Source organism: Dechloromonas denitrificans (genome assembly GCF_001551835.1).
In the GTDB taxonomy this organism is placed as follows: domain Bacteria; phylum Pseudomonadota; class Gammaproteobacteria; order Burkholderiales; family Rhodocyclaceae; genus Azonexus; species Azonexus denitrificans.
This window is the reverse complement of record NZ_LODL01000007.1, coordinates 157,152-182,610: the sequence shown is the minus strand read 5'-3', so window position 1 is coordinate 182,610 and position 25,459 is coordinate 157,152. Positions and strand designations below refer to the sequence as shown.

The window sequence follows — 25,459 nt, the reverse complement described above, 5'->3', positions numbered from 1 at the left end:
GCGGCGCCGCCGGTAATTGTCAAGCGCCGCGCTGGGTGCCGACGATGCGGTGGTAAGCGGCGAAACGCCTTTCGTCGATTTTTCCGGCGTTCACCGCAGCGGTCAATGCGCAGTCCGGTTCGCGGTTGTGCCGGCAATCGCGGAAGCGGCACTGGCCGAGATAGGGACGGAATTCGCGGAAGGCGTATTCAATTTCCTGGCGGTCGAGATGGCCGAGGCCGAATTCCTGCAGCCCCGGCGAGTCGATCAACTGGCTGTCGGCATCGAGATGGTAGAGCGTCGCGTGCGTTGTCGTGTGCTTGCCGGAATCGAGCGCCTGCGAGATTTCGCGGGTGGCGGCATTGGCCTCGGGAACCAGGGCATTGACCAGCGTCGATTTGCCCATGCCCGACTGGCCGACCAGCACGCTGGTCACGCCATGCAGTTCCGGGCGCAGGTCTTCGGCATGCTTGAGGGCCGACAGTTCGACGATGCGGTAGCCGAGGTCGGCGAGTACCTTGAGGCGCTCGCGCGCGGCCGGCACGCGCTCGCTGAGGTCGCACTTGTTGAGGACGATTAGCGGCTCGATCTCCTCGCTCTCGGCGGCGAGCAGGGCGCGGGTGACCAGTTCGTCGGAGAAGGCCGGTTCGGTGGCGACGACGATAACCAGTTGATCGACATTGGCGGCAATCAGCTTCTGCTTGATTTCGTTGGAGCGGTAGAGCAGGCTGGTGCGCGGCTGGATGGCTTCGATGACGCCCTGGTCGTCCGAGGTTTGCTGGATATCGACACGGTCGCCGCAGGCGACATCGCTCTTCTTGCCGCGCGGAAAGCACGGCAGCAGCTTGCCGTCGGTCGTTTCGACCAGGTATTGGCGCCCGTGCGCGGCGACGACGCGGCCTTCCATCAGCGGGCCACCGTCTGTAGGCGGGCGATGCGCTGCGCCGCCGGCGGGTGGGAATCGTAGAACAGCGAATGCAGCGGGTCCGGCGTCAGCGTCGAGGCATTGTCCTCGTAGAGCTTGACCAGCGCCCGGACCAGGTCGCCGGCCGCGGCATGTTCGGCGGCATAGGCGTCGGCCTCGAACTCGTTGCGGCGCGACAGGTAGCTGCTCAGCGGATTGAGCGGGAAGGTGAAGACCGGAATGACGAGGAAGAACAGGATCAGCGCCAGCGCGGTGTTTTCAGCCGGTACGCCAAGGCCGTTGTAGAACCAGGGAGCGTCGATCAGCTGGCCGAGCAGCCAGAGAAAAGCGAGCGAGGCGGCGAACATCAGCACGATGCGCTGCACGATGTGGTGGCGGCGGAAATGGCCGAGTTCGTGGGCGAGCACGGCTTCGATCTCGCTCGGCGCGAGGCGGGAGAGCAGGGTGTCGAAGAAGACGATGCGCTTGTTGTTGCCGAAACCGGTGAAGTAGGCGTTGCCATGGCTGGAACGCTTCGAGCCATCCATCACGAATAAGCCGCTGGAGCGGAAGCCGCAGCGGGCGAGCAGGGCTTCGATGCGGGTCTTCATCTCGCCTTCCTCGAGCGGGGCGAATTTATTGAAGAGCGGGGCGATCCAGGTCGGGTAGACGAACATGATCAGCAGGTTGAAGGCGCTCCAGAACAGCCAGACGTACAGCCACCAGTAGTCGCCCATGGCACCCATCAGCCAGAGCACGGCGAGGATGACCGGGGCGCCGATCAGTACGCCGATCAGCGCGTGCTTGAAGAGGTCGGCGAAGAACAGGCCGAGGCTCATCCGGTTGAAGCCGTGGCGGGCCTCGATGACGAACTGGCGGTAGAGGGAGAAGGGCAGGTCGACGAGGGCGGAGATCAGCATCACGCTGAATATCATCGCCAGGCCGTAGCCGAGGCCGTCGAGGCGGGGCGACCAGAAAGCGTGCAGGGCGGCAATACCGCCCCCCAGTGTCAGGGCTAGCAGCAGGGCGCTGTCGGCCAGACTGCCGAGGATGCCGAACTTGCTGCGGTCGACCGTGTAATTGGCCGCTTTTTGGTGGGCGGCCAGCGAAATGCGCTCGGCAAAGTCGGTGGGCACCCGGTCGCGGTGGGCAATGACGTGGCGGATGTGGCGGCTGGTCAGCCACAGGCGTGCAGCCAGCGTCAGGATGACGGCGGCAATAAAGAGGAGGCTGAAGTTGGAGGTCACTAAACTGGGTGGCAAGCTGTGAGAAAATCCGGGTTTTCAAGAATTTGGGCAATTATATGGCAGGCAACGCAAACAACCTCGTCTGGCTGGACATGGAAATGACCGGTTTGAACCCGGATGGCGATCGCATCATCGAAATGGCGATGGTGGTGACCAATTCGGAACTGGAGATGGTTGCCGAGTCACCGTCCTGGGTGGTCCATCAAAGCGACGAAATTCTGGCCGGCATGGACGATTGGAACCAGAAAACGCATGGCCGTTCCGGCCTGATCGACAAGGTCAAGGCGTCGACCTTTGATGAGGCGACCGTCGAGGCGGCGGCCCTGGAGTTCCTGAAGAAATATTCCTCCAAGGGCCATTCGCCGATGTGCGGCAACTCGATCGGCCAGGACCGCCGTTTCATGGCGCGCTACATGCCGACCCTGGAAAGCTTTTTCCATTACCGCAATCTCGATGTCAGCACCCTGAAGGAGTTGTGCAAGCGCTGGCAGCCGGAGATCTACAAGGGCTTCAAGAAGAAGAGCAAGCACACGGCGCTGGCTGACATCTACGAATCGATCGATGAAATGAAGTATTACCGCGAGCATTTCCTGAAGGGCTGAGCGCACTTCGTAGTGTTTGCCAAAGGGGCCGCCGGCCCCTTTTTTTCGCCTAGCCGGCGGTCAACGCTTGAAAAGGCGCATTTTTTCCTTGCGCTCACTCGGCCGGCTGCCTTCCCAGACCTTGTTCCAGCTGCCATCCGGGGCGGCCAGTTCCTGACGGTTGGTGCCGCTGACCAGCAGCCAGTTGCATTTTTGTCCGGCCGATGTCTCGAGCAGGAGCGGCTCGATTTCAACGAAGTAGGCGAGCGAGGCGCGCTGGGTGTCGCTCAGGCCGCGCTCGGCAACGCAGCCGTGCTTGTCCGGCAAGCTGCGGGCGATGGCCTGGGCGACCGGGCGGTAGCTCTTGCCGTAGTCGAACCAAGGCAGGATCAGGGTCGTCGCGAGCAGCCAGAGGGCGGTAAAACCCATCGTCCAGTGCGTTAGGCTGCGGTAGGGCGAGCGTGGCGCGGTGACGATCAGCCAGATCCACCACAGCGTTGCGGCCAGGCCGACGAGCAGGGCGAGGATTTCGAAGTGGCCGACGAAACCGGGGCGCAGGATGACCACCCGTTTGGCCAGTTTCTCCGGCCAGCCGAGCGCCATCGCCGACCAGCAGAGCCAGACCAGGGCGACGAAGACGCTGAAAGTCATCATCGCGAACCAGTCGAAGGCATTGGCGGCGCCGCGACGCAGGGTCAGCGCGCCCGGGGTGGCGAGCAGGGCTAGTGGCGGCAGCAGCAGCAGGGCCGGAATTTCGCGCGGCCGATAGGCCAGTGCCAGCATCAGCAGCGTGATGAAGAAAAGGGCAAGCGGCAGCAACTGCGGCTTGGCGCCCAGGCTGGCGCGTCGGGTCCACAGGGTCCAGCCGGCCAGTGGAATGGCGGGAAAGGCAAACCAGGGCAGCATCGAAAGGAAGCGGCCGGCGCCGGAAAAGGAGAAAGGCGTCTTCAGCGGGGCCAGTTCGGTGGCCAGCCAGCCATGAAAACGTGCTGGCTCCAGGGCCAGCAGCAGGGCGGGCCAGGGCAGGCTGAGCAGGGCGGCGATGGCAAGCGCGATGCCCAGGGTCTGCAGCGCCTTCGGGCGATCCGGCGCCAGCCACCAGGCCAGTGGCAGGATGGCCAGGAGCGGCAGGACAGGGGCGAGGCCGGCGCCGAGCAGGCAGCCGGCGAGCGACAGCCCGTAGAAAATACCGCTCAGGCGGGGCCGGCGTTCCATCGCGGCCAGGGCGCCGATGCTGCCGCCGTAAGCGGCCAGGGCAACCAGCATGGGCTGGGCGTCGTGGGCATGAAAAAGCAGACCGGCACTGCCGGCTAGCAACAAGGGGCTGGCCGCGGCGCTTTCCTGGCCGTACAGTTCGCGGCCGGCGTAGTAGAGCCCCATCAAGGCCAGGGTAAGCCACAGGCCACTGGCCAGACGCATCGCTTCGTGCATCGGCAGCAGCCAGCCGAAGACTTTGCCAGTCAGCGCAGCGCTCCAGTAATAGAGCGGCGGCTCATGGAAGGGGCGGCCGGCCAGATCGGGCGACAGCCAGTCGGCGTAGGACAGCATGTGCCAGGCGGCGCCGATATGGATGGCGTCCTCGCCCTTCCAGGGGTCGCGTCCGAACAGGCCGGCCAACACGTAGAAGGCAAGCATGGCGGCGAGCACCCAGCCGGCTGGAGGCAGGCGGATGCCGCGACGAATCAGGGCGAGGAAATCAGGCATCGGTTCCAGAAACGAAAAAGGCAGCCATGAGGCTGCCTTTGATCGCGCAAATCCAGTGGATCAGGCAGCAGCCTTGCCGCGCATGGCGCCGAATTTCTGGTTGAACTTTTCAACGCGACCGGCGGTGTCGACGATCTTCTGCTTGCCGGTGTAGAACGGGTGGCAGAGCGAGCAGACTTCAACGTGGAAGGCTTGCTTGTTCATGGTCGAACGGGTCGTGAAAGTGCTGCCGCAGGAGCAGGTGACTTGCACTTCGTTGTAATTCGGGTGGATATCGGCTTTCATCTTTTGTCCTTTAAACGAGCGACCGGCGGATGTGGCCGATCTGGGAAGCCCGTGATTATCCTCGATAAATCACGGGCCTGCAATATTTTTATCAGCCGCGGCGCATGGCGTCAAAAAACTCCTGGTTGCCCTTGGTCGATTTGACCTTGTCGAGCAGGAATTCCATCGCTTCGAGATCGTCCATCGGGTAACAGAGCTTGCGCAGGACCCACATTTTCTGCAGTACGTCCGGCTTGAGCAGGAGTTCTTCGCGGCGGGTGCCGGAGCGATTGACGTTGACCGCCGGGTACATCCGCTTCTCGGCCATGCGACGGTCGAGGTGGATTTCGGAGTTGCCGGTTCCCTTGAATTCTTCGTAGATCACTTCGTCCATTCGCGAACCGGTGTCGATCAGCGCCGTGGCGAGGATGGTCAGCGAGCCGCCTTCCTCGATGTTGCGCGCCGCGCCGAAGAAGCGCTTCGGCTTCTGCAGGGCATTGGCGTCGACGCCGCCGGTCAGTACCTTGCCGGAGGCCGGTTGCACGGTGTTGTAGGCACGGGCGAGACGGGTGATCGAGTCGAGCAGGATGACCACATCCTTCTTGTGTTCAACCAGGCGCTTGGCCTTCTCGATGACCATTTCGGCGACCGCGACGTGGCGCGAGGCCGGTTCGTCGAAGGTCGAGGCAACGACCTCGCCCTTGACGGTACGGGTCATTTCGGTGACTTCTTCCGGGCGCTCGTCAATGAGCAGCACGATGAGAATCACTTCCGGGTGGTTGGCCGTGATGGCGTGGGCGATATTCTGCAGCATCACCGTCTTGCCAGTCTTCGGCGGGGCGACCAACAGGCCGCGCTGACCGCAGCCGATCGGGGCGATCATGTCGATGACGCGGCTGGTGATGTTTTCTTCGGACTTGATTTCGCGTTCGAGTTTCAGATGACGCGTCGGGTGCAGCGGCGTCAGGTTCTCGAACATGATCTTGTTCTTGTTGGCTTCCGGCGAGAAGCCGTTGATGCGGTCCAGCTTGGTCAGCGCAACGTAGCGCTCGCCATCCTTCGGGGTGCGGATCTCGCCTTCAACGGTGTCGCCGGTGCGCAGATTGAAGCGGCGGATCTGCGAGGGCGAGACGTAGATGTCATCCGGGTTGGCCAGGTAGGAGGTGTCCGACGAGCGCAGGAAGCCGAAGCCATCCGGCAGGACTTCCAGCGTGCCGTCGCCATAGATGGTGTCGCCGTTCTTGGCCTTCGCCTTCAGGATGGCGTAAATCAACTCCATCTTGCGCATGCGGTTGGCGTTTTCGATGACCAGTTCGGTCGCCATGTCCAGCAGTTTACTGACGTGTAATGTCTTGAGTTCGGAGAGTTGCATGAATGTGGGAGTGTATGGCGCCGAAAGGGAACGGACGACTGCCCGGAGGCCGGGGCGCAGATGCTAAGAGCAGAGGGAGGGGAGTGACGCGGGGCTGGGTGCCGCTTGCGTCAGCCTGAGGACGCAGAACGCGAACTCAGGCTGGGAGACTACGGAGATTACAGGTTGCTGTCAATGAAGGCGGCGAGTTGGCCCTTGGAGAGGGCGCCAACCTTGGTCGCTTCGACGTTGCCGTTCTTGAAGATCATTAGGGTCGGGATGCCGCGGATGCCGAACTTGGCCGGGGTGGCCTGGTTGTCATCGATATTGACCTTGGCGACTTTCAGCTTACCGGCGTATTCGCTGGCGATTTCGTCGAGGATGGGGGCGATCATCTTGCAGGGGCCGCACCATTCTGCCCAGTAATCGACGAGAACCGGCTGCTGCGCTTGCAGCACTTCGGCTTCAAAGGTGTCGTCGGTGACGTAATGGATGTGCTCGCTCATGAAATGCCTCGTGAATGGAGTGAACCGGAGTAATAGGGGAATGTACGCCGTGAATGGCGAAGGGATTTGCGCGAGATGCTAACGAAAAAAGGTGGCTTAGGGAAGGGTTAGCGCCCGGGTTTCAGCAAGTTGGCCAACTCGACGGCGGTTTTGACTTGCATCTTGTCGAAAAGGTTCGCCCGATGCACCTCGACGGTGCGCATGCTGATATTCAATTCATCGGCGATAACCTTGTTGAACTTGCCGGCCAGCACCAGTTCCATGATCTGTTTTTCGCGCGTGGTCAGGCTGGAAATCCGGGCATTCAGCGAGTCGACCGTAGCATTGGCGGCACGCTGGCGGGCATCAAGTTCCATCGCTTCCTGAATGCGGGTCGCCAACTCATTATCGTTGAGCGGTTTCTCGAAAAAATCGAACGCACCTTTTTTTAGCGTGCCTACGGCCAGTGGGACGTCACCATGCCCGGTCAGAAAGATTACCGGGAGGCTGGAGGCCAGTTCGCGCAGTTTGTCAAAACAATCCAATCCGCTCATCCCGGACATCCGCATGTCGAGGACGATACAGCCGGCCAGATTGGCATTCCAGCTGCTGAGAAAGGCTTCGGCGCTGTCGTAGGTGGTGCACGGGATGCCGCGTGACTGGAGCAGCCAGGAAAGCGCATCGCGGATGGCTTCGTCGTCGTCGACCAGGTGGGCTTGCGGCGTACTCATGCGCTTTCCAGGGGGAGGGTGAAGGTGAATATCGTACCGTTTCCGGTTGGTGAATGGGGGTTGTCTTCGGCCCATAGCCGGCCGCGGTGAAACTCAATGATCGAGCGGCAGATGGAAAGCCCGACCCCCATGCCTTCCGGTTTGGTGGTGAAAAAGGCGGTAAACAGCTTGTCACGGATATCTGGCGGGATGCCGCAGCCATGATCGGCGACGCTCACTTTCAGTTCCGTTTCTTCGCGGCTGACCCGGATCTTCAACTTGCGATGCCCCTCCGGTGTCTGGGCCATCGCCTCGATGCCGTTGCGGATCAGGTTGAGCAGCACTTGTTCCAGCATCAGCCGGTCGGCGGGAATCGGTGGCATTTCCGGGGTGTCGCATTCAATGCGGACATGGTATTTGCGGGCGTCGGCCTCGATGAAGCCAAGGCAGTCTTCGATGACTTCGGCCAGTTGGCAGGGGGCGCGTTTCGGTTCGCTCTTGCGGACAAAGTCATGTACCCGGCGAATGATCTTGCCTGCCCGCTGGGCTTGCACGGCGACTTTCTGCAGGGCAGGCCGGATCTCGTGGGCCTGGCAATCGGTGCGTTCGAGCAGATTCAGGCAGCCGGTGTTGTAACTGGCGATTGCCGCCAGCGGCTGATTCAGTTCGTGGGCCAGCGTCGAGGCCATTTCGCCCATGGTTACCAGGCGTGAGGTGAACTGAAGTTGCTCCTGCTGTTGCCGGGCCAGTTCCTCAGCCCGTTTGCGCTCGGTGATATCGAGTACCGAGGCCATCCAGCCGGTATGCTGGCCATTGCCGTCAATCAGCTTGGCTTCATAGACCAGGGCATGGAAGCGTTCGCCATTCTTGCGCATGAAGATCATCTCGAAGCCGTCGACTGGCGCTTCGCCAGCCAGAACGGCCTGGTGCATGGCGTAGGACTCATCAATCTGCTCCGGCGCCCAGTAGGCCATCGGTGGCGTACTGTTGACCAGTTCATCGCTGCTGAAGCCGGTCATTTTGCAGAACGCTGGATTGACGTAGACGACCTTGCCCTTCAGGTCGCGGGCCCGCATGCCGACGGTTAGCGAATTCTCCATCGCGGTACGGAAGGCGTGTTCGGCGCGCAGCGCTTCTTCAGCCTGCGAGCGCTTTTTCATCAGGTCGCGAACCATCCACAGACTCCAGAAGACGCCGGCGGCCAGCGCGACGATGGCAATGGTGAGCAGGCGTTGTAGTGGATTGGTGCTGCTTTGGTAACTGACGATACGCAGTTTCAGGCCATAGCCGGGCGGGTCGAAGGGGATTTCGTAAGTCTGGTTGCCGAGTCCTTCGATATGGGTTTTTGCGGCGTACTGGATTTCGTTGTCATCGATGATGACGACCTTGTATTTCTCCGTGAACCACCAGGGGACCAGGTTGTCGAGCAGGGTGTCGAGCGGCAGTACTGAAACCAGCATGCCGTTGAATTCCCTTTCCCGGTAGATCGGAACGAACAGCTCGACAAAGGCACGGTTGCCTTCGAGAAAAAAAGGTTCGCTGTAGACCTGTTTGCCAAGCCGGCGTGCCATTTCAAAGGCTTTTTCGGTGACGACCGGGCCAAATGACTCGATTTCGTGTTCTGGCAGCGTCGTGCCGGGCAGGGCGTCGATCAGCTTGCGCTGTGGGTCGAACCAGAGAATTTGCGTTATTTCAGGGTTGTTTTTCAGCAGGTGGCCGGCGCGCAGGCGAAAGATCCGCTTTTCGTCGGCCAGGGTTGCCATGTCTACCGCCAGTTGCTGGAGCTGTTCTTCGTTGCCGTTCAGGTGAAAGCGGAGGTTTTGCTCAAGCCAGAGGACATCCTTGATCAGGCTGGTGCGCTCTTCGTCAACTTCGTTGAGGTGGAGCAGCCAGAGCAGCGAGAGCAGGGCCGCGATCAGGAGCACGATGCCCAGTTTGGGTAAGGCGAGCAGCCAGCGCAAATGGAGGGCGGACGAACTCCGCAATTTAGGCATCCGGGTCATGGCGACAAATGTTACCTCACGTTATTTCGCGGCTGACCATTGTGGGTATCCACAATTCGGATATCCACAATGGCGAAGGCGTGGTGACAAAACGATACTTCCGGCCGTTTTATCAATTAGTTTTCAATAAATCATCACCAAAGGAGCCGGTTTTATGGCCAAAAGAGGGTTGTTCAAGAGCCTGTACGTGCAGGTGCTGCTGGCGATTGCCATCGGCGTGTCGCTCGGGCATTTCTATCCGGAAACCGGTGCGGCCATGAAGCCGCTGGGCGATGGTTTCATCAAGCTGATCAAGATGATCATCGCCCCGATCATTTTCTGCACCATCGTCGTCGGCATCGCCGGCATGGAAGACATGAAGAAGGTCGGTAAGACCGGCGGTCTGGCTGTTCTGTATTTTGAAGTGGTCAGTACCATCGCGCTGATTATCGGTTTGATCGTGGTTAACGTCTGGGCGCCAGGGGTTGGCATGAACGTCGATCCGGCTTCGCTCGACACCAAGGGTATCGCCAAGTATGCCCAACCCGGTCAGATGCAGTCGACCGCCGACTTCCTGATGAACATTATTCCGACCAGCGTCGTCGATGCCTTTGCCAAGGGTGACATGCTGCAGGTGCTGTTCTTCTCGATCCTCTTCGGTTATTCGATGCATGCCTTCGGCGAGCGCGGCAAGCCGGTCTTCGAATTGATCGAAAAGCTGTCGCACGTGCTGTTCGGTATCGTTGGCGTGATCATGAAGGTTGCTCCGATCGGTGCTTTCGGTGCCATGGCCTACACCATCGGCAAGCATGGTGTCGGCAGCCTGACGCAGTTGGCAAGCCTGATGGGTGCCTTCTATCTGACCTGTGTGATCTTCATTTTTGCCGTGCTGGGCAGCATTGCTGCGGTACACGGCTTCTCGATCTGGAAATTGATCAAGTACATCAAGGAAGAGCTGTTCCTGGTGCTCGGTACTTCCTCTTCGGAATCTGCCCTGCCGCGCCTGATGGCCAAGATGGAAAATGCCGGGGCCGAGAAGTCGGTCGTCGGTCTGGTCGTGCCGACCGGTTACTCCTTCAATCTTGACGGCACCTCGATCTATCTGACGATGGCGGCAGTCTTCATCGCCCAGGCCACCAATACCCCGCTCGATCTGCAACATCAGATCACGCTGCTGGTGATCCTGCTGCTGACGTCGAAAGGTGCGGCCGGTGTGACCGGTAGCGGCTTTATCGTACTGGCGGCGACGCTCTCCGCGGTCGGTACGGTGCCGGTGGCCGGTCTGGCGCTGATCCTGGGGATCGACCGCTTCATGTCGGAAGCCCGAGCGCTGACCAACTTCATCGGCAACAGCGTTGCAACCTTGGTCGTTGCCAAGTGGTGCAAGGCGCTCGATACCGAGAAGCTGAAGGCTGTGTTGAACAACGAGACCCAGGACGAAGCCGATTTTCCCGAGTTGGTGCTGGATGATGCGCAGGAGCCACCGATCCCGCATAGCCCGCGCCCGATTCTCGAGCATCACTAAGCGCAAGCAGTTTGCCCATTGAAAACCGCCGGCTGGTCCGGCGGTTTTTCTTTTTGGGGCGGCGTAAAGGATCAAATCGGATTTGTACTGTGGTTAACCACAATACGCGGCAGTTACGTCTTTCGTAATAATTTCATCCAGCCGTAAAAGAAATTTTGATGGCTCAATTTCCGGAGGAGAAAAAATGAAAGTTTCCAAGCTTTTGGTTGGTTTGCTGGTCGGTGCGCTGTCGTTGACTGCTTATGCTCAGCAGCCGATTGTGATCAAGTTCAGCCATGTCGTGGCCGCCGATACGCCCAAGGGCAAGGCCGCCGAAATGTTTGCCAAGAAGGCAGCCGAGTTGACCGGTGGCAAGGTCAAGGTCGAGGTGTACGCCAACTCGACGCTGTACAAGGACAAGGAAGAAATGGAAGCGCTGCAGTTGGGCGCCGTCCAGATGCTTGCTCCGTCGCTGGCCAAGTTCGGCCCGCTCGGCGTCAAGGAATTCGAGGTCTTCGACCTGCCATTTATCTTCGGCAGCTACGACGATCTGCGCAAGGTGACCAACGGGCCGGTCGGCAAGCAGTTGCTCAGCAAGCTGGAGCCGAAGGGCATTCGTGGCCTGGCTTACTGGGATAACGGCTTCAAGTCCTTCTCGTTGAATTCCCCGATCAAGTCGCCGGCCGACCTCAAGGGCAAGAAGCTGCGCATCCAGTCCTCCAAGGTACTGGAAGAAGAAGTGCGCGCGCTCGGCGGCCTGCCGCAGGTAATGGCATTCTCCGAGGTCTACCAGGCGCTGCAGACCGGGGTGGTCGACGGTACCGAAAACCCGATTTCCAACCTCTACACGCAGAAGATGCACGAAGTGCAGAAGCATCTGACGCTGACCGAGCATGGTTACCTGGGTTATGCCGTGATCGTGAACAAGAAGTTCTGGGATGGCCTGCCGGCCGATATCCGCACCCAGTTGGGTGATGCGATGGAGCAGGCGACCCGTTACGCCAACCAGATCGCCAAGGTCGAGAACGAAAGCTCCCTGGAAGCCGTGAAGAAGAGCGGCAAGACCACGGTTTATGTGCCGACCAAGGAAGAGCGCCTGGCCTTCAAGAAGGCGCTGGTGCCGGTGCATCAGAAAATGGAAAGTCGTGTTGGCAAGGAAGTGATCCAGGCGGTCTACAAGGATATCGGCTTCAAGCCGGATAGCCTGTAATTCGCAGCAGCAACAATAACTCGGGGGTTGCGGCCCCCGAGGTACACCGGGGGAACTCATCATGATCAACAAAGCGTTGAATCACCTAGAAGAGTTGCTGGTCACCTTCCTGATGGGAGCGGCCACGCTGATTATCTTCGTTTCCGTCGTGCACCGTTATATGGCCGGGGTGGATATTCCCGGGCTGCAGGACTGGTTGCTGACGCTCAATTTCGGCTGGGCTCAAGAGCTCTGCATCATCATGTTCGTCTGGATGGCCAAGTTCGGTGCTGCCTATGGCGTGCGGACCGGCATCCACGTTGGCGTCGATGTGCTGATCAATCGTCTCGATGACGGCATGCGCGGCAAGTTCATCGTTTTCGGCTTGCTGGCTGGCGCCTTGTTTACCGGTGTCGTCGCTTCGCTGGGGGCGCATTTCGTCTGGGAAAACGGGGCGCATTACGCCATTTTCCAGATGCTTGGCATCGATACGGGCGATAACTACGAAGGACCGACGACGCCTGACCTCGAGTGGCCGACCTGGATGGTCTATAGCGCCATTCCGCTTGGTTCCTCGCTGATGTGCTTCCGCTTCCTGCAGGTGACTTGGGGCTTTTTGAAAACGGGCGAGCTGCCGCACCACGACCATGGTCATGTTGATGGTCTGGAAGATGAAAAGCCGCCGGTCGATGTCAATCTTTATGGCATGGACGACAACCTGCACATGCATGACCTGAAGCACCCGATGGTTGGCGATCGGCGTAGTGGTGACGATCGTCGTCATGGCGACGCCCAGGCTCAGGAAAACGAGCGTCGGCAGAATGAACGTCGCGACAATGACAAGAATGGGGGCCAGCAATGAACGCCATGGTGATTTTCGGCCTGCTGGCCATCCTCATGCTGACCGGCATGCCGATCTCGATTTCGCTCGGCCTGACGGTGCTGACCTTCCTGTTCACGATGACCCAGGTGCCGCTCGAATCGGTCGCACTCAAGCTGTTTACGGGGATCGAGAAGTTCGAGATCATGGCCATTCCGTTCTTCATCCTGGCCGGCAATTTCCTGACCCATGGCGGGGTGGCGAAACGGATGATCAATTTCGCCACGTCGATGGTCGGTCACTGGTATGGCGGCCTCGGTCTGGCCGGGGTGCTGGCCTGTGCGCTGTTCGCCGCAGTTTCCGGCTCCAGCCCGGCGACCGTCGTTGCGATCGGTTCCATCCTGCTGCCAGCCATGGTCAAGGCGGGCTTCCCGAACAAGTTCGGGGCCGGGGTGATTGCTACTTCGGGGGCGCTCGGCATTCTGATTCCGCCGTCCATCGTCATGGTGATGTACTCGGTGGCGACCAATACCTCGGTCGGTGCGCTGTTCATGGCCGGGGTGATTCCGGGTCTGGCGTTGGCGGCAACGCTGGGTGGGGTGACCTGGTATCGCGCCAAGAAATTTGATTACCCGCGGCAGCCGAAGGCGACCTGGGGTGAGCGCTGGAAATCCTTCCGTGCCTCGGTCTGGGGGCTGCTGCTGATCGTCGTGGTGATGGGCGGGATCTATACCGGCATCTTCACGCCGACTGAAGCGGCGGCAATGTCTGCGGTGTACGCCTTTATTTGTGCAGTTTTCATTTACCGCGACCTGGGCCTGAAGGATGTGCCGAAGGTGCTGCTCAACTCGGCCAACATGTCGGCGATGCTGCTCTACATCATCACCAATGCCGTGCTGTTCTCGTTCATCATGACCAATGAGAACATCCCGCAGGCGCTAGCCGACTGGATGCTGGGCAACGGGCTGGGCATGATTACCTTCCTGCTGGCGGTGAACGTCATTCTGCTGCTGGCCGGCAACTTCATGGAGCCGTCGTCGATCGTGCTGATCTTCGCACCCATCCTGTTCCCGGTTGCCGTGGCCTTGGGTATCCATCCGGTGCACTTCGGTATCCTGATGGTGGTAAATATGGAAGTCGGCATGTGTCACCCGCCGGTTGGCCTGAATCTCTATGTCGCCTCCGGGATCACCAAGATGGGCATTACCGAGCTGACCGTCGCCGTCTGGCCATGGTTGCTGTCGATGCTCGGCTTCCTGGTCGTGGTTACCTACTGGCCGGGCCTCTCGCTCTGGCTGCCGCAGCAGTTGGGCATGCTGTAAATACGGCGATTGCCGATTGGGGCCGCGCTCCGGGTAACCGGGCGCGGCTTTTTCCTTTCATGGAGGAGGGCTGTGGCACAATCGGCCGCCTCCCTGAATGCTGACCCCGCCATGAAATTCGCCCTATACCTGATTGCCTTTGTCCTTGTTGCCTTGATCGTGCCGTTTCTTTTGCCGGCCACCGGCAAGCAGGAAGGGGTTGATCCGAACAGCAATCTGCCTTGGCAAATCGCGCTGGATGGGCAGGGGGGGAGTACTGTGTTCGGACTGCAACCGGGGGTGAGTACGCTGGGCGAGGTGCGCCAGCGCCTGGGGTCTGAAATCGAGGTCGCCATCATCGCCGAGCCGAATGAGGTCGGCACGCTGGAAGGGTATTACGCCCAGGTGCCACTCGGCTTTGTGCTGGCCAAGGTGATTGTTACGGTCGACATCACGAAAGAGGCTGTTTCCGAGATGCGCGAACGGGCGCTCAAGGCCAAGCATATGGAAAGCATGACGCGCAAGATCACCTTGCATCCGGATGATCTGGCGCTGGCCGAGCAGATGCCGGTCAGGGCAATCAGCGTCATTCCGACGGTCAATCTTGATGAAGCGACGGTGGTCCAGCGATTCGGTCAGCCTGGCGAACGCCTGGTCGTTTCGGAAAAGCGGACCCATCTGCTCTACCCGCAGCAGGGGCTGGATATCGTGGTCGATGGCGATGGCAAGGAGTTGTTGCAATATGTGGCGCCGAGAAATTTTGCCAGCTTGCGCGAGCCTTTGCTGGCGGTGGAAAGTGCCAAAACTGCCAGCCAGTGAGCCGGGTTTTTCCGCTGCTTATCTGCTAAAATTGCCCGTTTTTCAACTGACTAGCTTTTGCGGAGCAATTAAATGGCTATCGAACGCACCCTCTCCATCATCAAACCTGACGCTGTTGCCAAGAACGTTATCGGCAAGATCTACTCCCGTTTCGAATCCAATGGCCTGAAGGTCGTTGCCTCCAAGATGGCTTGGTTGTCCGAGCAGGAAGCTGGCCAGTTCTACGCTGTGCACAAGGCACGCCCCTTCTTCAAGGATCTGGTTTCCTTCATGATCTCCGGCCCGGTGATGATCCAGGTGCTCGAAGGTGAAAACGCCATCGCCAAGAACCGCGAACTGATGGGCGCCACCAACCCGAAGGAAGCTGCCGCTGGCACCATTCGCGCCGACTTCGCCGAATCGATCGACGCCAACGCCGTGCACGGCTCTGACGCCCCGGAAACCGCTGCTGTTGAAATCGGCTTCTTCTTCCCGGGCATGAACGTTTTCTCCGGTCGTTGATTCAAATATCCGTTGCTCCCGCTGTGACGGGAGCCCAGTTTTTCTGGATTCCCGCTTCGGCGGGAATGACGGACTAGGATGCTGATGCAAAATCTTCTTGATCTTGATGCCGACAGTCTGACTGCCTGGTTTGCCACGCAAGGCGAAAAGCCTTTCCGGGCCCGCCAGGTGTTGCGCTGGATTCATCGATCCGGTGTGGCCGATTTCGACGCCATGACCGATATCGCCAAGAGCCTGCGTGAAAAGCTCAAGGCAAGGGCCGTTGTCTCGCCGCCCGCGGTAGTCTCCGACAAGCTGTCGGATGACGGTACGCGCAAGTTTCTGATCGACGTCGGGAATGGCAATGCCGTCGAAACGGTGTTCATTCCCGAAGATGATCGTGGCACGCTCTGCGTGTCCACTCAGGCCGGTTGCGCGCTCGATTGCGCCTTCTGCTCGACCGGCAAGCAGGGTTTCAACCGCAACCTGACGGTGGCGGAAATCATCGGCCAGCTCTGGCTGGCCAATAACGCATTGGGCGCGGTGCACGGCGACCAGCGGGTCATTTCCAATGTCGTGTTGATGGGCATGGGTGAGCCGCTCGCCAATTTTGAAAACTCCGTCGCCGCCCTCAAATTGATGCTGGACGACCACGCCTACGGCCTGTCGCGTCGCCGCGTCACGGTCTCGACCTCCGGTCTGGTGCCGGTCATGGACCGCTTGCGCGACGAGTGCCCGGTGGCCCTGGCCGTCTCGCTGCATGCGCCCAACGACAAGCTACGCGACGAACTGGTGCCGATCAACCAGAAATATCCGCTCAAGGAGTTGATGGCGGCCTGCCAGCGCTACCTTGAGAAAGCGCCACGCGACTTCATTACCTTCGAATACGTCATGCTCGACGGCATCAACGACAGCGATGCCCATGCCCGCGAACTGCTGGCCTTGGTCAAGAACGTGCCGTGCAAATTCAACCTGATTCCCTTCAACCCATTCCCGGGTTCGCCATTCAAGCGCTCCCCGGCCGAACGGGTGCGCCGTTTCGCCGATATCCTGATGCAGGCGGGCATCGTGACCACGACGCGCAAGACACGCGGTGACGATATCGATGCGGCCTGCGGTCAGTTGGCGGGGCAGGTCAAGGATAAAACCAAGCGTACGTCCGGACGAGTAATCCCCCTCAAGGAGGCAAGGCCGTGAACAGTTTTTCGGTTAAGCAGCGGCTCGTCGGTATTTGCCTGAGTGCTTTGTGTGTTTTCCCGGCCTTGGCGCAATTCAACAGCGATATGCCGGTCAATAACACCCGGAATCAGGCCTCCACCGATCCGAAGAACCGGGCCCGGATACACACCGAACTCGGTGCCATGTACTTTCAGAATGGGCACATGTCGGCTGCACTCGACGAGCTCGGCATCGCTCTCAGTGCCGACTCCAGCTATGTTCAGGCCTACAGCGTGCGGGGTCTGGTCTATGCCAACTTGAAGGAATATGGCAAGGCGGAAAATGACTTTCAGCGGGCCTTGAGCCTGTCGCCTACCGATCCGGAAGTCAATAACAACTACGGCTGGTATCTCTGTGATACCGGCAAGGAACGGCAGTCGATCGCCTATTTCCTGCAAGCCCTGAAAAATCCGCTCTACGAAACGCCGGATCGCGCCTATACCAATGCCGGCACCTGTGCCATGAAGGCGGGTGATCTCGATGGGGCGCAAAACTACCTGCTTAATGCCTTGCGCCTGGCGCGGGATGGTGCGCCGACGGCGCGCCTACAACTTGCCAAGCTGTTTTTTCAGCGCGGGATCTACGAAGAGGCTCGGGTCTATCTGAACGATGTCCTGAAAATGATGGAGCGGCCTTCGGCCGAAGCCTTGTGGCTTGCTATTCGCATCGAGCGAAAGCTTGGCAACCGCTCAGCCGAAGGTGCTTTTGCAGCACAATTGCGAAGTCGATACCCGACCTCGGTCGAGTATCAGGAATTCCTCAAGGGTAACTTTTAATGAGTGATCAGATGAGCGGCGTCGAAGACTTGGTCGATCAGACCGTTTCCGAAGCCGTGCCGAATGTGGGTGCCCAGTTGCGGGCAGCCCGGGAAGAGCGTGGCATCCAGTTGCCGGAAGTGGCTGCCACCCTGAAGCTTGGGGCGAAGCAGGTGGAAGCGCTGGAAAACGGCGATTGGCAGGCTTTGCCCGGTCATACCTTCATTCGCGGATTTGTCCGCAACTATGCCCGTCTGGTCCAGATCGACCCGTTGCCGCTGATGGCCCAGCTCGATCTGACGCTGCAGAAGCCCGTCACCAGGCTTGGTGATGTCGATTCGCGTCCGGCCACCATGCCGCAGAGCAGTGGGCCTATTTCCCGCCGGGATCGGGCGGTCGTGACGACGGGAGCGGTCCTGGTGGCGCTGGCTGGCCTGGTTTATTTCCTGCTGCCGAACGATTTGTCGGCCTGGCGTGAAAGTACCCAGAACCTGATCAGTTCATTCTCGCAAAAAGATGCCCAGGAGCAGCCTCAGGCTGCTCTCGCCGAGCCTGCGGCCGAACCGGTTTTCCCGCCGGGCACGACGCCGCAGCAGGTGATGAATCCGCAGGCAGATCCGGTAGCTGTTCCGGCCGAGCCGGTGAACGCGCCGGCCGTTGCGGTGTCGCCGGCTTTGACGGCGGCAGCCCCAAGTGCGGAAGCCCTGGTCAAGGCGCCTTTGCGTTTCGTCTTCGAGAAAGAGTCCTGGGTCGAAGTCAAGGATCGCGACAGCAAAGTGATTTTCTCCCAGCGGGGCACGGCCGGGCTTGACCAGGCGGTCTTGGGCAATGGCCCGTTTTCGCTGGTCATCGGTTTTGCGCCGGGGGTCAAACTATTCTGGCGTGGTCAGGCGGTTGATCTGGTGCCGCATACCCGGGGCGACGTTGCCCGTCTGGTTCTGGAGTAAGTTGTGACGGCAGTTAGCAAGCGCCTGACGCGCACCACCTCGATTGGCCACGTGATTGTCGGCGGCAGTGCGCCGGTTGTCGTGCAGTCGATGACCAATACCGATACCGCCGATTATCTGGCAACTGCCTTGCAAACTGCCGAACTGGCCCGTGCCGGTTCGGAACTGGTGCGTATCACGGTCAACTCGCCGGAAGCGGCGGCTGCGGTACCGAAGATCCGCGAGCATCTCGACCGGATGAACTGCAACGTGCCGCTGATCGGGGATTTTCACTACAACGGCCACCGCCTGCTGACCGAGCATCCGGCTTGTGCCGAAGCCCTGGCCAAATACCGGATCAACCCGGGTAACGTCGGCTTTGGCAAGAAGAAGGACGAGCAGTTTGCCCAGATGGTCGAACTGGCCTGCAAGTACGACAAGCCGGTCCGCATCGGCGTCAATTGGGGCAGTCTCGATCAGGAATTGCTGGCCCGTATCATGGACGAGAATAGTCGCCAGGCCGTCCCGCTCGACGCGACCGAAATGATGCGTCATGCGATGGTGACGTCGGCGCTGGAGTCGGCCGCCAAGGCCGAGGAGGTCGGCTTGGCCGGTGAGAGGATCATCCTTTCCTGCAAGGTTTCCAGCGTGCAGGATCTGATCGCCATTTATCGCGAGCTGTCGAAGCGGGCTAACTATGCCTTGCATCTCGGCTTGACCGAGGCGGGCATGGGATCGAAGGGAATTGTCGCGTCGACCGCCGCCCTCTCGGTATTACTGCAGGAAGGCATTGGCGATACCATCCGTGTTTCGTTGACGCCGGAACCTGGCGGTTCGCGCAGCCAGGAAGTCATTGTTGCCCAGGAAATCCTGCAAACCATGGGTTTGCGGGCCTTTACGCCGATGGTGGCGGCTTGCCCGGGCTGTGGTCGGACGACCAGTACGCTTTTCCAGGAACTGGCTGGCGAGGTGCAGGATTTTGTCCGCGCCAAGATGCCGGAATGGAAGTTGCATTACGATGGTGCCGAAAACATGACGCTGGCCGTGATGGGCTGTATCGTCAACGGACCGGGCGAATCGAAGCATGCCAATATCGGCATTTCGCTGCCGGGAACGGGTGAAGCGCCATCGGCCCCGGTTTACGAGGACGGTGAAAAAACCGTCACCCTCAAGGGCGACAATATCGCCAATGAGTTCAAACAAATCATCGAGCGCTATGTCGAGCGCACCTATACCAAGAAATTGAAAGCATGAGTCAAACGCTGCAAGCCGTGCGCGGGATGAACGATGTTCTCCCCGACGAAGCCGAATTCTGGGAACTGTTCGAGGACACTATCCGTGCGTGGCTGAAAGGCTACGGCTATCGCCCGATTCGCATGCCGATCGTCGAGCCGACACCGCTTTTCAAGCGGGCGATCGGCGAAGTGACCGACATCGTCGAGAAGGAAATGTATTCCTTCATTGATGGTCTGAACGGTGAGGCGCTGACCTTGCGCCCGGAAGGCACGGCTGGTTGCGTGCGTGCCGTCATCGAGCACAACCTGGCGGCCCGCCAGAACCAGCGCCTGTATTACATCGGCCAGATGTTCCGCCACGAACGGCCGCAAAAGGGCCGTTATCGCCAGTTTCATCAGGTTGGCGTCGAGTCCTTCGGCATGGCCGGTCCGGATATCGATGCCGAAATGATCCTGATGGGGGCTCGCCTGTGGGGTGACCTCGGTCTGGACGGTATCGAACTGCAGATCAACAGCCTCGGCCAGCCGGAAGAACGTGCCCAGCACCGGGCGGCGCTGATTACCTATTTCGAGGAAAACGCCGAATTGCTGGACGAAGACGCGAAGCGTCGTCTGCATACCAATCCGCTGCGTATTCTCGATACCAAGAACCCCGCCATGCAGGCACTGTGTGCCGCGGCGCCCAAGCTGATCGACTATCTCGGCGCCGAATCGCTGGCTCATTTCGAAGGCGTCCAGCGCGTCCTGCGCGATGCCGGTCAGCCGTACACGATCAACCCGCGCCTGGTGCGTGGCCTCGATTACTACAACCTGACCGTTTTCGAGTGGGTTACCGACAAGCTGGGGGCCCAAGGCACGGTTTGCGCCGGTGGTCGTTACGATGGTCTGGTTGTTCAGCTGGGCGGCAAGGCAACAGCGGCCTGCGGTTTTGCCATGGGCGTCGAACGCCTGATCGCCTTGATCAAGGAATCCGGCGGTGAGCCGGCGGCGCCGGCACCGGACGTTTACCTGGTGCATCAGGGCGACGAGGCTTTGCGCCTGGCTTTCCGCGTTGCCGAAGGTCTGCGCGACCAGGGCATCAACGTACTGATGCATTGTGGCGGCGGCAGCTTCAAGTCGCAGATGAAGAAGGCCGATGGCAGCGGAGCGGCGTTTGCCGTCATTATTGGCGATGACGAGGCGTCGACCGGCGAAGCCCAGCTCAAATCCTTGCGCGCTGAAGGTTCGGCGCAGCAGAAACTGAAAGTCGATGATCTGGCGGAAGCCATCATCGGACAACTGATCGATTCAGACGAAGATAGCGAAGAGGAATAAGCAGATGGCGCATTACGACCTCGAAGAACAGGAACAGATCGATACGCTGAAAACCTGGTGGAAGATGTACGGCAATCTCGTCACCGGTGTGGTGGTTGCCGCCTCGATCGGCGTGATTGGCTGGCAGGGCTGGAATTGGCATCAGCGCAGCCAGTCGGCGCAAGCGGCAGCAATCTATGGTGTGCTTGAACAGGCTGTAGCAACGAGCGATGCGCAGAAGGTCAAAGCGGCCGCAGGTGAACTGGCTGAAAAATTCGGGCGCACCAATTACGCTTCACTGGGGGCGCTGGTTGCGGCCAAGCAGTCCTTCGAGGCCGGTGATTTGAAGACAGCCAAGGCGCAACTGGCCTGGGCTGCCGAGAATGCCAAGGATGAACTGAAGGATCTCGCCCGGCTCCGTCTGGCCGCGGTCCAACTCGACGAAAAAGCCTACGACGAAGCACTGAAGCAGCTTGATGCCGCTCATGCACCGGCTTTCGATGTCCGCTTTCTCGAACTGAAGGGTGATGTTTTGAGCGCTCAGGGCAAGAAGCCGGAAGCGCGTGCCGCCTACAAGGGGGCGCTAGAGAAGGGTGAGGGCAAGCCCGGGCCTTCCCGTGAGTTGTTGCAGCAGAAGCTCGATGGCCTGGGTGAGGCCGCCTGATGTCGCGCCGTCTGCTTGCTCTGTTTGCCGCGGCCGGTCTGCTTACGGCGGGCTGTGCGACGATTTCCGACTCGATTGACTCGATCAATCCCTTTGTCAGTGCCGGGCCGAAGATGGCTGTTCTGGCACCAATCACCAATTCGACCGATGTCCGTACGCAATGGTCGGTCGGGGTCGGCAAGGCGGCCGGATACGTGTTTACGCCGGCCGTTGTCGGCAATGCTATTTATGTTGCCAGCGCCGATGGTACGGTCAACAAGCTGGAAGGCGGCAAAACGGTCTGGAAGATCAAGGCCGGACAGTCGCTGTCGGCCGGTGTCGGGGCGAATGGCCGGATGGTCGTGGTTGGCACCCCGAAGGGTGAGGTGCTGGCCTACTCGGCAGAAGATGGACAGCCGCTTTGGCAGGCCAGGGTATCCAGCGAGGTGCTGGCTGCCCCGACCATTGGCGATGACGGTGTGGCCGTGAAGAGCGGCGACAATCGCGTTTTCCTGCTCGACGCCGGTGACGGTGGGCGCAAATGGGTCTATCAGCGTTCAACACCCTCGTTGTCGGTGCGTAGCGTTGCTTCGCCGGTATTTGCCGATCGCTATGTTTTCGTTGGTTTTCCGGGCGGCAAGCTGGTCGCCCTCTCCATTCAGAATGGCGCGCCCGTCTGGGAGGGGGCCGTCGCCCTGCCGAAAGGGGCGACCGAGCTTGACCGGGTGGCCGACGTGGTCGCCGCACCGGTTATCGAAGGTCGGCAGGTTTGTGCCGTTGCCTTCCAGGGCCGCGTCGCCTGCTTTGACCTGGGCCAGAGCGGCGCCATGATCTGGTCGCGGGATATTTCGTCGGCCGCAGGGCTGGCGCTGGATGGCCGTTACCTGTTCGTGACCGATGACAAGGGGGCGGTGCATGCGCTCGACCGCCTTTCCGGTAGCAGCCTGTGGAAGCAGGACAAACTGCTCAATCGCCGGGTCAGCGGGCCGGTGGTCCGTCGCGGCCTGGTCGCCGTGGCCGATGCCGAGGGAATCGTACACTTCCTCTCCCGTGAAGACGGCAGTTTTGCTGCGCGTCAGAAAACCGATGGCACGCCTGTGCGTACACCGGTACAACTGCTCGGTTCCGACTTTCTGGTGCAAACCAGCGGCGGTAACGTGAGCGCAATCGAGGCTCAATGAAACCTACGCTCGTTCTGGTCGGCCGACCCAATGTCGGCAAATCCACCCTGTTTAACCGCCTGACGCGTTCGCGCGATGCCATCGTCGCCGATATGCCGGGCCTGACCCGCGACCGTCACTATGGCCATGGCAAGCTGGGTCGCAAGCCCTATCTGGTCGTCGATACCGGCGGCTTCGAGCCGCTCGTCAAGGATGGCATCCTGCATGAAATGGCGCGCCAGACCGAACAGGCGATCGCCGAAGCCGACGCGGTCATTTTTGTCGTCGACGGTCGCAGCGGCCTGACGCCGCATGACAAGGAAATCGCCAATAAACTGCGGCGCCTGGAGCGCCCGGTATTTGTTGCGGTCAACAAGGCGGAAGGCATGAATTCCGGCATGGTCGAGGCGGATTTCCACGAACTCGGTCTCGGTGAGCCCAATGCCATTTCTGCAGCGCATGGCGAAGGCGTGCGCGGGCTGGTTGATCTGGCGCTGGAATCCTTCCCCGAGCCGGAAGAAGAAGAGGAGAAATCCTCGGCAGTTCGTGTCGCCATCGTTGGCCGGCCGAACGTCGGTAAATCGACGATGATCAACACGTTGCTCGGTGAAGAGCGGGTCATTGCCTTCGATGCACCGGGCACCACGCGCGATTCGATCGAGATCGATTTCGAGCGTAACGGCCGCCAATACGTGCTCGTCGATACCGCGGGCATGCGCAAGCGCGGCAAGGTCTTCGAGTCCATCGAGAAGTTCTCGGTCGTCAAAACACTGAAGGCGATTGAGGATGCCAACGTGGTGATCCTGATGGTCGACGCGCAGGCCGACGTTTCCGATCAGGATGCGCATATCGCCGATTTCATCGTGCAGTCTGGTCGTGCTCTGGTGGTTGCGGTCAACAAGTGGGATGGCCTCGATACCTATGTCCGTGAGCAGACCCGGCAAACCTTGCAGCGCAAGCTGAAGTTCCTAGATTTTGCCAAGTTCCACTTTGTCTCCGCCCGGGAAAATATCGGTCTTGAGGCGCTGTTCCGCTCGGTCGACTCCGCTTATGCCGCAGCCATGACCAAGCTGTCGACGCCTCGCCTGGCGCGGGTGTTGGCCGATGCCGTCGCCAAGCAGGCGCCAGCCAAGCATGGTCTTTTCCGCCCGAAACCACGTTATGCCCACCAGGGGGGCTCCAACCCGCCGATTATTGTTGTGCACGGCAATGCGGTCGATCAGATTACCGATAGCTATCGTCGCTACCTGGAACATACCTTCCGGGAGGCATTCAAGTTGCAGGGAACACCGTTGCGCATTCAGTTCGTGACCAGCAAGAATCCGTTTGCGGATCGTGACAAAAAGTAAATAACTTAGCGCCACGCCTCAATTTTGGGTACATTAGGTACCTCATATAACAACACACATGGAGTCCACACCATGAGCAACAAAGGGCAACTCTTACAAGACCCCTTCCTCAACGCTCTTCGCCGGGAACATGTTCCCGTTTCGATTTACCTGGTTAACGGGATCAAATTGCAGGGCCAGGTTGAATCGTTTGATCAGTACGTGGTTCTGCTCAAGAACACGGTAACCCAGATGGTGTATAAGCACGCCATCTCGACGGTGGTGCCGGCTCGTCCGGTAAACCTCCAGCAGGAACAGGCGGCGGAATAATCGCCTCCCGTGCTTTGGCCCGTCGGCATGACGGGCCTTTTCTCTCCCCCGAATCCACCCATGAATGAACGACCAGCCGCCGGTGAACGTGCGGTGATCGTTCAGCTCGACTTCGGTCAACCTGATCTTGGGGATCAGTTGGAGGAAATACGCCTGCTGGCCGAGTCGGCGGGCGGCGTCGTCGCCGCCGAGGTTTGTGGCAAAAGACAGAGTCCGGATCCGAAGACTTTTGCGGGCAAAGGCAAGGTGCAGGAAATTGCAGCGATGCTCGCAGCAGCCGAGGCCGATCTGGTGATTTTTAACCATGAATTGTCACCGGCTCAGCAACGTAACCTTGAGCGCGAACTTAAATGCCGGGTTATTGACCGCACCAGTCTGATTCTCGATATCTTTGCCTTGCGTGCTTCCAGCGCCGAAGGCAAGTTGCAGGTCGAACTGGCACAACTTGAGCATTTGTCGACCCGCCTGGTTCGAGGCTGGACCCACCTGGAACGGCAGCGCGGCGGGATCGGGATGCGTGGTCCCGGTGAAACCCAGCTTGAGACGGACCGCCGTTTGCTTGGCAAGCGCGTCAAATTGTTGAAGGAACGCCTGGAGAAACTTTCCCGCCAGCGTGGTGTTCAAAGAAGAGCGCGCTTGCGTGGGGATGTGCTCAGTGTTTCGCTGGTCGGTTACACCAACGCAGGCAAGTCGACACTGTTCAACGCATTGACTCACGCCGGGGTCTTCGCGGCCGACCAGTTGTTTGCCACGCTGGATACCACGTCACGCAAATTGTGGATCGAAGGTGCCGGGAATATTGTCATTTCGGATACAGTGGGTTTCATCCGCGATTTGCCCCACTCGCTGGTCGATGCCTTTCATGCCACACTGGAGGCGGCTATCGATGCCGACGTCTTGCTGCATGTGGTCGATAGCGCCAGCCATGCCCGTGACGAACAGATGTATGAAGTAAATAAAGTCCTCGACGAAATTGGTGCCCGGGATTTGCGGCAGGTGATCGTTTGGAACAAGATCGATCTGACCCAGGCCTCGCCGGGAGTCGAACTGGACGAGTATGCTAAAATCGCGCGCGTTCGTGTCAGTGCGCGTTCCGGAGAAGGGCTTGATCTGCTGCGCGAAGCGCTGGCTGACTTCGCCCGGAACAAGGCCGAAGCCCGTAAAAAGGCATTTGCCGATGCCGAACGCGAAGCCCAAAACGATTACATAAACTGAACTCCGACATTCATGATCCCGACCTTAGGTATATTC

25 protein-coding genes are annotated in these 25,459 nt (G+C 59.8%); 17 read left to right on the top strand and 8 right to left on the bottom strand.

Going from position 1 to position 25,459, the window contains the following annotated elements:
- Window positions 1–19 precede the first annotated feature (19 nt).
- Window positions 20–886, bottom strand: coding sequence for a ribosome small subunit-dependent GTPase A (gene rsgA, locus AT959_RS03450; RefSeq protein ID WP_066880628.1), 867 nt, complete (start codon window positions 884–886; stop codon window positions 20–22).
- Window positions 886–2,145, bottom strand: a complete 1,260-nt coding sequence (locus AT959_RS03445; RefSeq protein WP_240481700.1) for a M48 family metallopeptidase — start codon at window positions 2,143–2,145, stop codon at window positions 886–888. The genes rsgA and AT959_RS03445 overlap by 1 nt, the downstream gene beginning before the upstream one ends.
- Window positions 2,146–2,186: 41 nt before the next feature.
- Here AT959_RS03445 and orn point away from each other — a divergent pair, with 41 nt between their 5' ends.
- Window positions 2,187–2,732 (top strand): oligoribonuclease, encoded by a 546-nt coding sequence (orn, locus tag AT959_RS03440; protein WP_066880624.1) that lies wholly within the window; start codon window positions 2,187–2,189, stop codon window positions 2,730–2,732.
- Window positions 2,733–2,792: 60 nt separating this feature from the next.
- On the opposite strand, the gene AT959_RS03435 is transcribed toward orn, so the two are convergent.
- The 6 genes from AT959_RS03435 to AT959_RS03410 all read right to left on the bottom strand — a co-directional run bounded on the left by AT959_RS03435 (window position 2,793) and on the right by AT959_RS03410 (window position 9,219).
- Window positions 2,793–4,415 (bottom strand): ArnT family glycosyltransferase, encoded by a 1,623-nt coding sequence (locus AT959_RS03435; RefSeq protein WP_066880622.1) that lies wholly within the window; start codon window positions 4,413–4,415, stop codon window positions 2,793–2,795.
- Window positions 4,416–4,475: 60 nt separating this feature from the next.
- The gene (rpmE, locus tag AT959_RS03430; protein WP_066880620.1) at window positions 4,476–4,700 is read right to left on the bottom strand and encodes a 50S ribosomal protein L31; all 225 of its coding nucleotides are present in this window, start codon (window positions 4,698–4,700) and stop codon (window positions 4,476–4,478) included.
- Window positions 4,701–4,791: 91 nt separating this feature from the next.
- A complete protein-coding gene (gene rho / locus AT959_RS03425) occupies window positions 4,792–6,051 on the bottom strand; it encodes a transcription termination factor Rho (RefSeq protein ID WP_066880618.1) in 1,260 nt (419 codons plus the stop codon).
- 158 nt (window positions 6,052–6,209) lie between these two features.
- Window positions 6,210–6,536 carry a thioredoxin TrxA gene (gene trxA, locus AT959_RS03420; protein WP_066880616.1) on the bottom strand — a complete coding sequence of 109 codons (327 nt, stop codon included), beginning with the start codon at window positions 6,534–6,536 and terminating at the stop codon, window positions 6,210–6,212.
- Window positions 6,537–6,643: 107 nt separating this feature from the next.
- On the bottom strand, window positions 6,644–7,246 hold the full coding sequence (locus tag AT959_RS03415; protein WP_066880615.1) for a response regulator transcription factor: 603 nt from the start codon (window positions 7,244–7,246) through the stop codon (window positions 6,644–6,646).
- Window positions 7,243–9,219, bottom strand: a complete 1,977-nt coding sequence (locus AT959_RS03410; protein ID WP_420806639.1) for a PAS domain S-box protein — start codon at window positions 9,217–9,219, stop codon at window positions 7,243–7,245. Before AT959_RS03410 ends, AT959_RS03415 begins: the two co-directional genes overlap by 4 nt.
- A gap of 163 nt (window positions 9,220–9,382) precedes the next feature.
- On the opposite strand from AT959_RS03410, the gene AT959_RS03405 reads away from it, so the two are divergent.
- The 16 genes from AT959_RS03405 (at window position 9,383) to hflX (ending at window position 25,423) form a co-directional block, all read left to right on the top strand.
- On the top strand, window positions 9,383–10,732 hold the full coding sequence (locus AT959_RS03405; RefSeq protein WP_066880611.1) for a dicarboxylate/amino acid:cation symporter: 1,350 nt from the start codon (window positions 9,383–9,385) through the stop codon (window positions 10,730–10,732).
- 184 nt (window positions 10,733–10,916) lie between these two features.
- Window positions 10,917–11,921, top strand: a complete 1,005-nt coding sequence (locus AT959_RS03400; RefSeq protein ID WP_066880609.1) for a TRAP transporter substrate-binding protein — start codon at window positions 10,917–10,919, stop codon at window positions 11,919–11,921.
- A gap of 64 nt (window positions 11,922–11,985) precedes the next feature.
- Window positions 11,986–12,762, top strand: a complete 777-nt coding sequence (locus AT959_RS03395) for a TRAP transporter small permease (RefSeq protein ID WP_083518200.1) — start codon at window positions 11,986–11,988, stop codon at window positions 12,760–12,762.
- On the top strand, window positions 12,759–14,042 hold the full coding sequence (locus AT959_RS03390) for a TRAP transporter large permease (RefSeq protein WP_066880605.1): 1,284 nt from the start codon (window positions 12,759–12,761) through the stop codon (window positions 14,040–14,042). The genes AT959_RS03395 and AT959_RS03390 overlap by 4 nt, the downstream gene beginning before the upstream one ends.
- Before the next feature lie 111 nt (window positions 14,043–14,153).
- Complete coding sequence (locus AT959_RS03385) at window positions 14,154–14,840, top strand: hypothetical protein (RefSeq protein WP_157651198.1); 687 nt, start codon at window positions 14,154–14,156, stop codon at window positions 14,838–14,840.
- Between the two features lie 72 nt (window positions 14,841–14,912).
- The gene (gene ndk / locus AT959_RS03380) at window positions 14,913–15,341 is read left to right on the top strand and encodes a nucleoside-diphosphate kinase (RefSeq protein WP_066880602.1); all 429 of its coding nucleotides are present in this window, start codon (window positions 14,913–14,915) and stop codon (window positions 15,339–15,341) included.
- A gap of 84 nt (window positions 15,342–15,425) precedes the next feature.
- Entirely contained in the window at window positions 15,426–16,517 is a 1,092-nt protein-coding gene (rlmN, locus tag AT959_RS03375) for a dual-specificity RNA methyltransferase RlmN (protein ID WP_066880924.1), read from the top strand.
- Window positions 16,514–17,314: a type IV pilus biogenesis/stability protein PilW gene (gene pilW / locus AT959_RS03370; protein ID WP_066880600.1), complete on the top strand. Its 801-nt coding sequence runs from the start codon at window positions 16,514–16,516 to the stop codon at window positions 17,312–17,314. The genes rlmN and pilW overlap by 4 nt, the downstream gene beginning before the upstream one ends.
- Window positions 17,314–18,240: a RodZ domain-containing protein gene (locus AT959_RS21555; protein WP_066880598.1), complete on the top strand. Its 927-nt coding sequence runs from the start codon at window positions 17,314–17,316 to the stop codon at window positions 18,238–18,240. Before pilW ends, AT959_RS21555 begins: the two co-directional genes overlap by 1 nt.
- Before the next feature lie 3 nt (window positions 18,241–18,243).
- Window positions 18,244–19,473 (top strand): flavodoxin-dependent (E)-4-hydroxy-3-methylbut-2-enyl-diphosphate synthase, encoded by a 1,230-nt coding sequence (gene ispG / locus AT959_RS20280; RefSeq protein WP_066880596.1) that lies wholly within the window; start codon window positions 18,244–18,246, stop codon window positions 19,471–19,473.
- Window positions 19,470–20,768 carry a histidine--tRNA ligase gene (gene hisS / locus AT959_RS03355; RefSeq protein ID WP_066880594.1) on the top strand — a complete coding sequence of 433 codons (1,299 nt, stop codon included), beginning with the start codon at window positions 19,470–19,472 and terminating at the stop codon, window positions 20,766–20,768. Before ispG ends, hisS begins: the two co-directional genes overlap by 4 nt.
- A 4-nt stretch (window positions 20,769–20,772) precedes the next feature.
- Window positions 20,773–21,411, top strand: a complete 639-nt coding sequence (locus tag AT959_RS03350; protein ID WP_066880592.1) for a YfgM family protein — start codon at window positions 20,773–20,775, stop codon at window positions 21,409–21,411.
- Entirely contained in the window at window positions 21,411–22,571 is a 1,161-nt protein-coding gene (bamB, locus tag AT959_RS03345; RefSeq protein ID WP_066880590.1) for an outer membrane protein assembly factor BamB, read from the top strand. The genes AT959_RS03350 and bamB overlap by 1 nt, the downstream gene beginning before the upstream one ends.
- Entirely contained in the window at window positions 22,568–23,899 is a 1,332-nt protein-coding gene (gene der / locus AT959_RS03340; RefSeq protein ID WP_066880588.1) for a ribosome biogenesis GTPase Der, read from the top strand. Before bamB ends, der begins: the two co-directional genes overlap by 4 nt.
- Before the next feature lie 72 nt (window positions 23,900–23,971).
- Window positions 23,972–24,208 (top strand): RNA chaperone Hfq, encoded by a 237-nt coding sequence (gene hfq / locus AT959_RS03335; RefSeq protein WP_011288708.1) that lies wholly within the window; start codon window positions 23,972–23,974, stop codon window positions 24,206–24,208.
- 60 nt (window positions 24,209–24,268) lie between these two features.
- Window positions 24,269–25,423, top strand: a complete 1,155-nt coding sequence (gene hflX / locus AT959_RS03330; RefSeq protein ID WP_066880586.1) for a GTPase HflX — start codon at window positions 24,269–24,271, stop codon at window positions 25,421–25,423.
- Window positions 25,424–25,459 lie beyond the last annotated feature (36 nt).

Excerpts from the sequence above, each read along its gene's own strand:
- rsgA (WP_066880628.1), bottom strand. The coding sequence starts at position 886 with ATGGAAGGCCGCGTCGTCGCCGCGCACGGGCGCCAATACCTGGTCGAA.
- orn (WP_066880624.1), top strand. The coding sequence starts at position 2,187 with ATGGCAGGCAACGCAAACAACCTCGTCTGGCTGGACATGGAAATGACC.
- AT959_RS03435 (WP_066880622.1), bottom strand. The coding sequence starts at position 4,415 with ATGCCTGATTTCCTCGCCCTGATTCGTCGCGGCATCCGCCTGCCTCCA.
- rpmE (WP_066880620.1), bottom strand. The coding sequence starts at position 4,700 with ATGAAAGCCGATATCCACCCGAATTACAACGAAGTGCAAGTCACCTGC.
- rho (WP_066880618.1), bottom strand. The coding sequence starts at position 6,051 with ATGCAACTCTCCGAACTCAAGACATTACACGTCAGTAAACTGCTGGAC.
- trxA (WP_066880616.1), bottom strand. The coding sequence starts at position 6,536 with ATGAGCGAGCACATCCATTACGTCACCGACGACACCTTTGAAGCCGAA.
- AT959_RS03415 (WP_066880615.1), bottom strand. The coding sequence starts at position 7,246 with ATGAGTACGCCGCAAGCCCACCTGGTCGACGACGACGAAGCCATCCGC.
- AT959_RS03410 (WP_420806639.1), bottom strand. The coding sequence starts at position 9,219 with ATGCCTAAATTGCGGAGTTCGTCCGCCCTCCATTTGCGCTGGCTGCTC.
- AT959_RS03405 (WP_066880611.1), top strand. The coding sequence starts at position 9,383 with ATGGCCAAAAGAGGGTTGTTCAAGAGCCTGTACGTGCAGGTGCTGCTG.
- AT959_RS03400 (WP_066880609.1), top strand. The coding sequence starts at position 10,917 with ATGAAAGTTTCCAAGCTTTTGGTTGGTTTGCTGGTCGGTGCGCTGTCG.
- AT959_RS03390 (WP_066880605.1), top strand. The coding sequence starts at position 12,759 with ATGAACGCCATGGTGATTTTCGGCCTGCTGGCCATCCTCATGCTGACC.
- AT959_RS03385 (WP_157651198.1), top strand. The coding sequence starts at position 14,154 with ATGAAATTCGCCCTATACCTGATTGCCTTTGTCCTTGTTGCCTTGATC.
- ndk (WP_066880602.1), top strand. The coding sequence starts at position 14,913 with ATGGCTATCGAACGCACCCTCTCCATCATCAAACCTGACGCTGTTGCC.
- rlmN (WP_066880924.1), top strand. The coding sequence starts at position 15,426 with ATGCAAAATCTTCTTGATCTTGATGCCGACAGTCTGACTGCCTGGTTT.
- AT959_RS21555 (WP_066880598.1), top strand. The coding sequence starts at position 17,314 with ATGAGTGATCAGATGAGCGGCGTCGAAGACTTGGTCGATCAGACCGTT.
- hisS (WP_066880594.1), top strand. The coding sequence starts at position 19,470 with ATGAGTCAAACGCTGCAAGCCGTGCGCGGGATGAACGATGTTCTCCCC.
- AT959_RS03350 (WP_066880592.1), top strand. The coding sequence starts at position 20,773 with ATGGCGCATTACGACCTCGAAGAACAGGAACAGATCGATACGCTGAAA.
- bamB (WP_066880590.1), top strand. The coding sequence starts at position 21,411 with ATGTCGCGCCGTCTGCTTGCTCTGTTTGCCGCGGCCGGTCTGCTTACG.
- der (WP_066880588.1), top strand. The coding sequence starts at position 22,568 with ATGAAACCTACGCTCGTTCTGGTCGGCCGACCCAATGTCGGCAAATCC.
- hfq (WP_011288708.1), top strand. The coding sequence starts at position 23,972 with ATGAGCAACAAAGGGCAACTCTTACAAGACCCCTTCCTCAACGCTCTT.
- hflX (WP_066880586.1), top strand. The coding sequence starts at position 24,269 with ATGAATGAACGACCAGCCGCCGGTGAACGTGCGGTGATCGTTCAGCTC.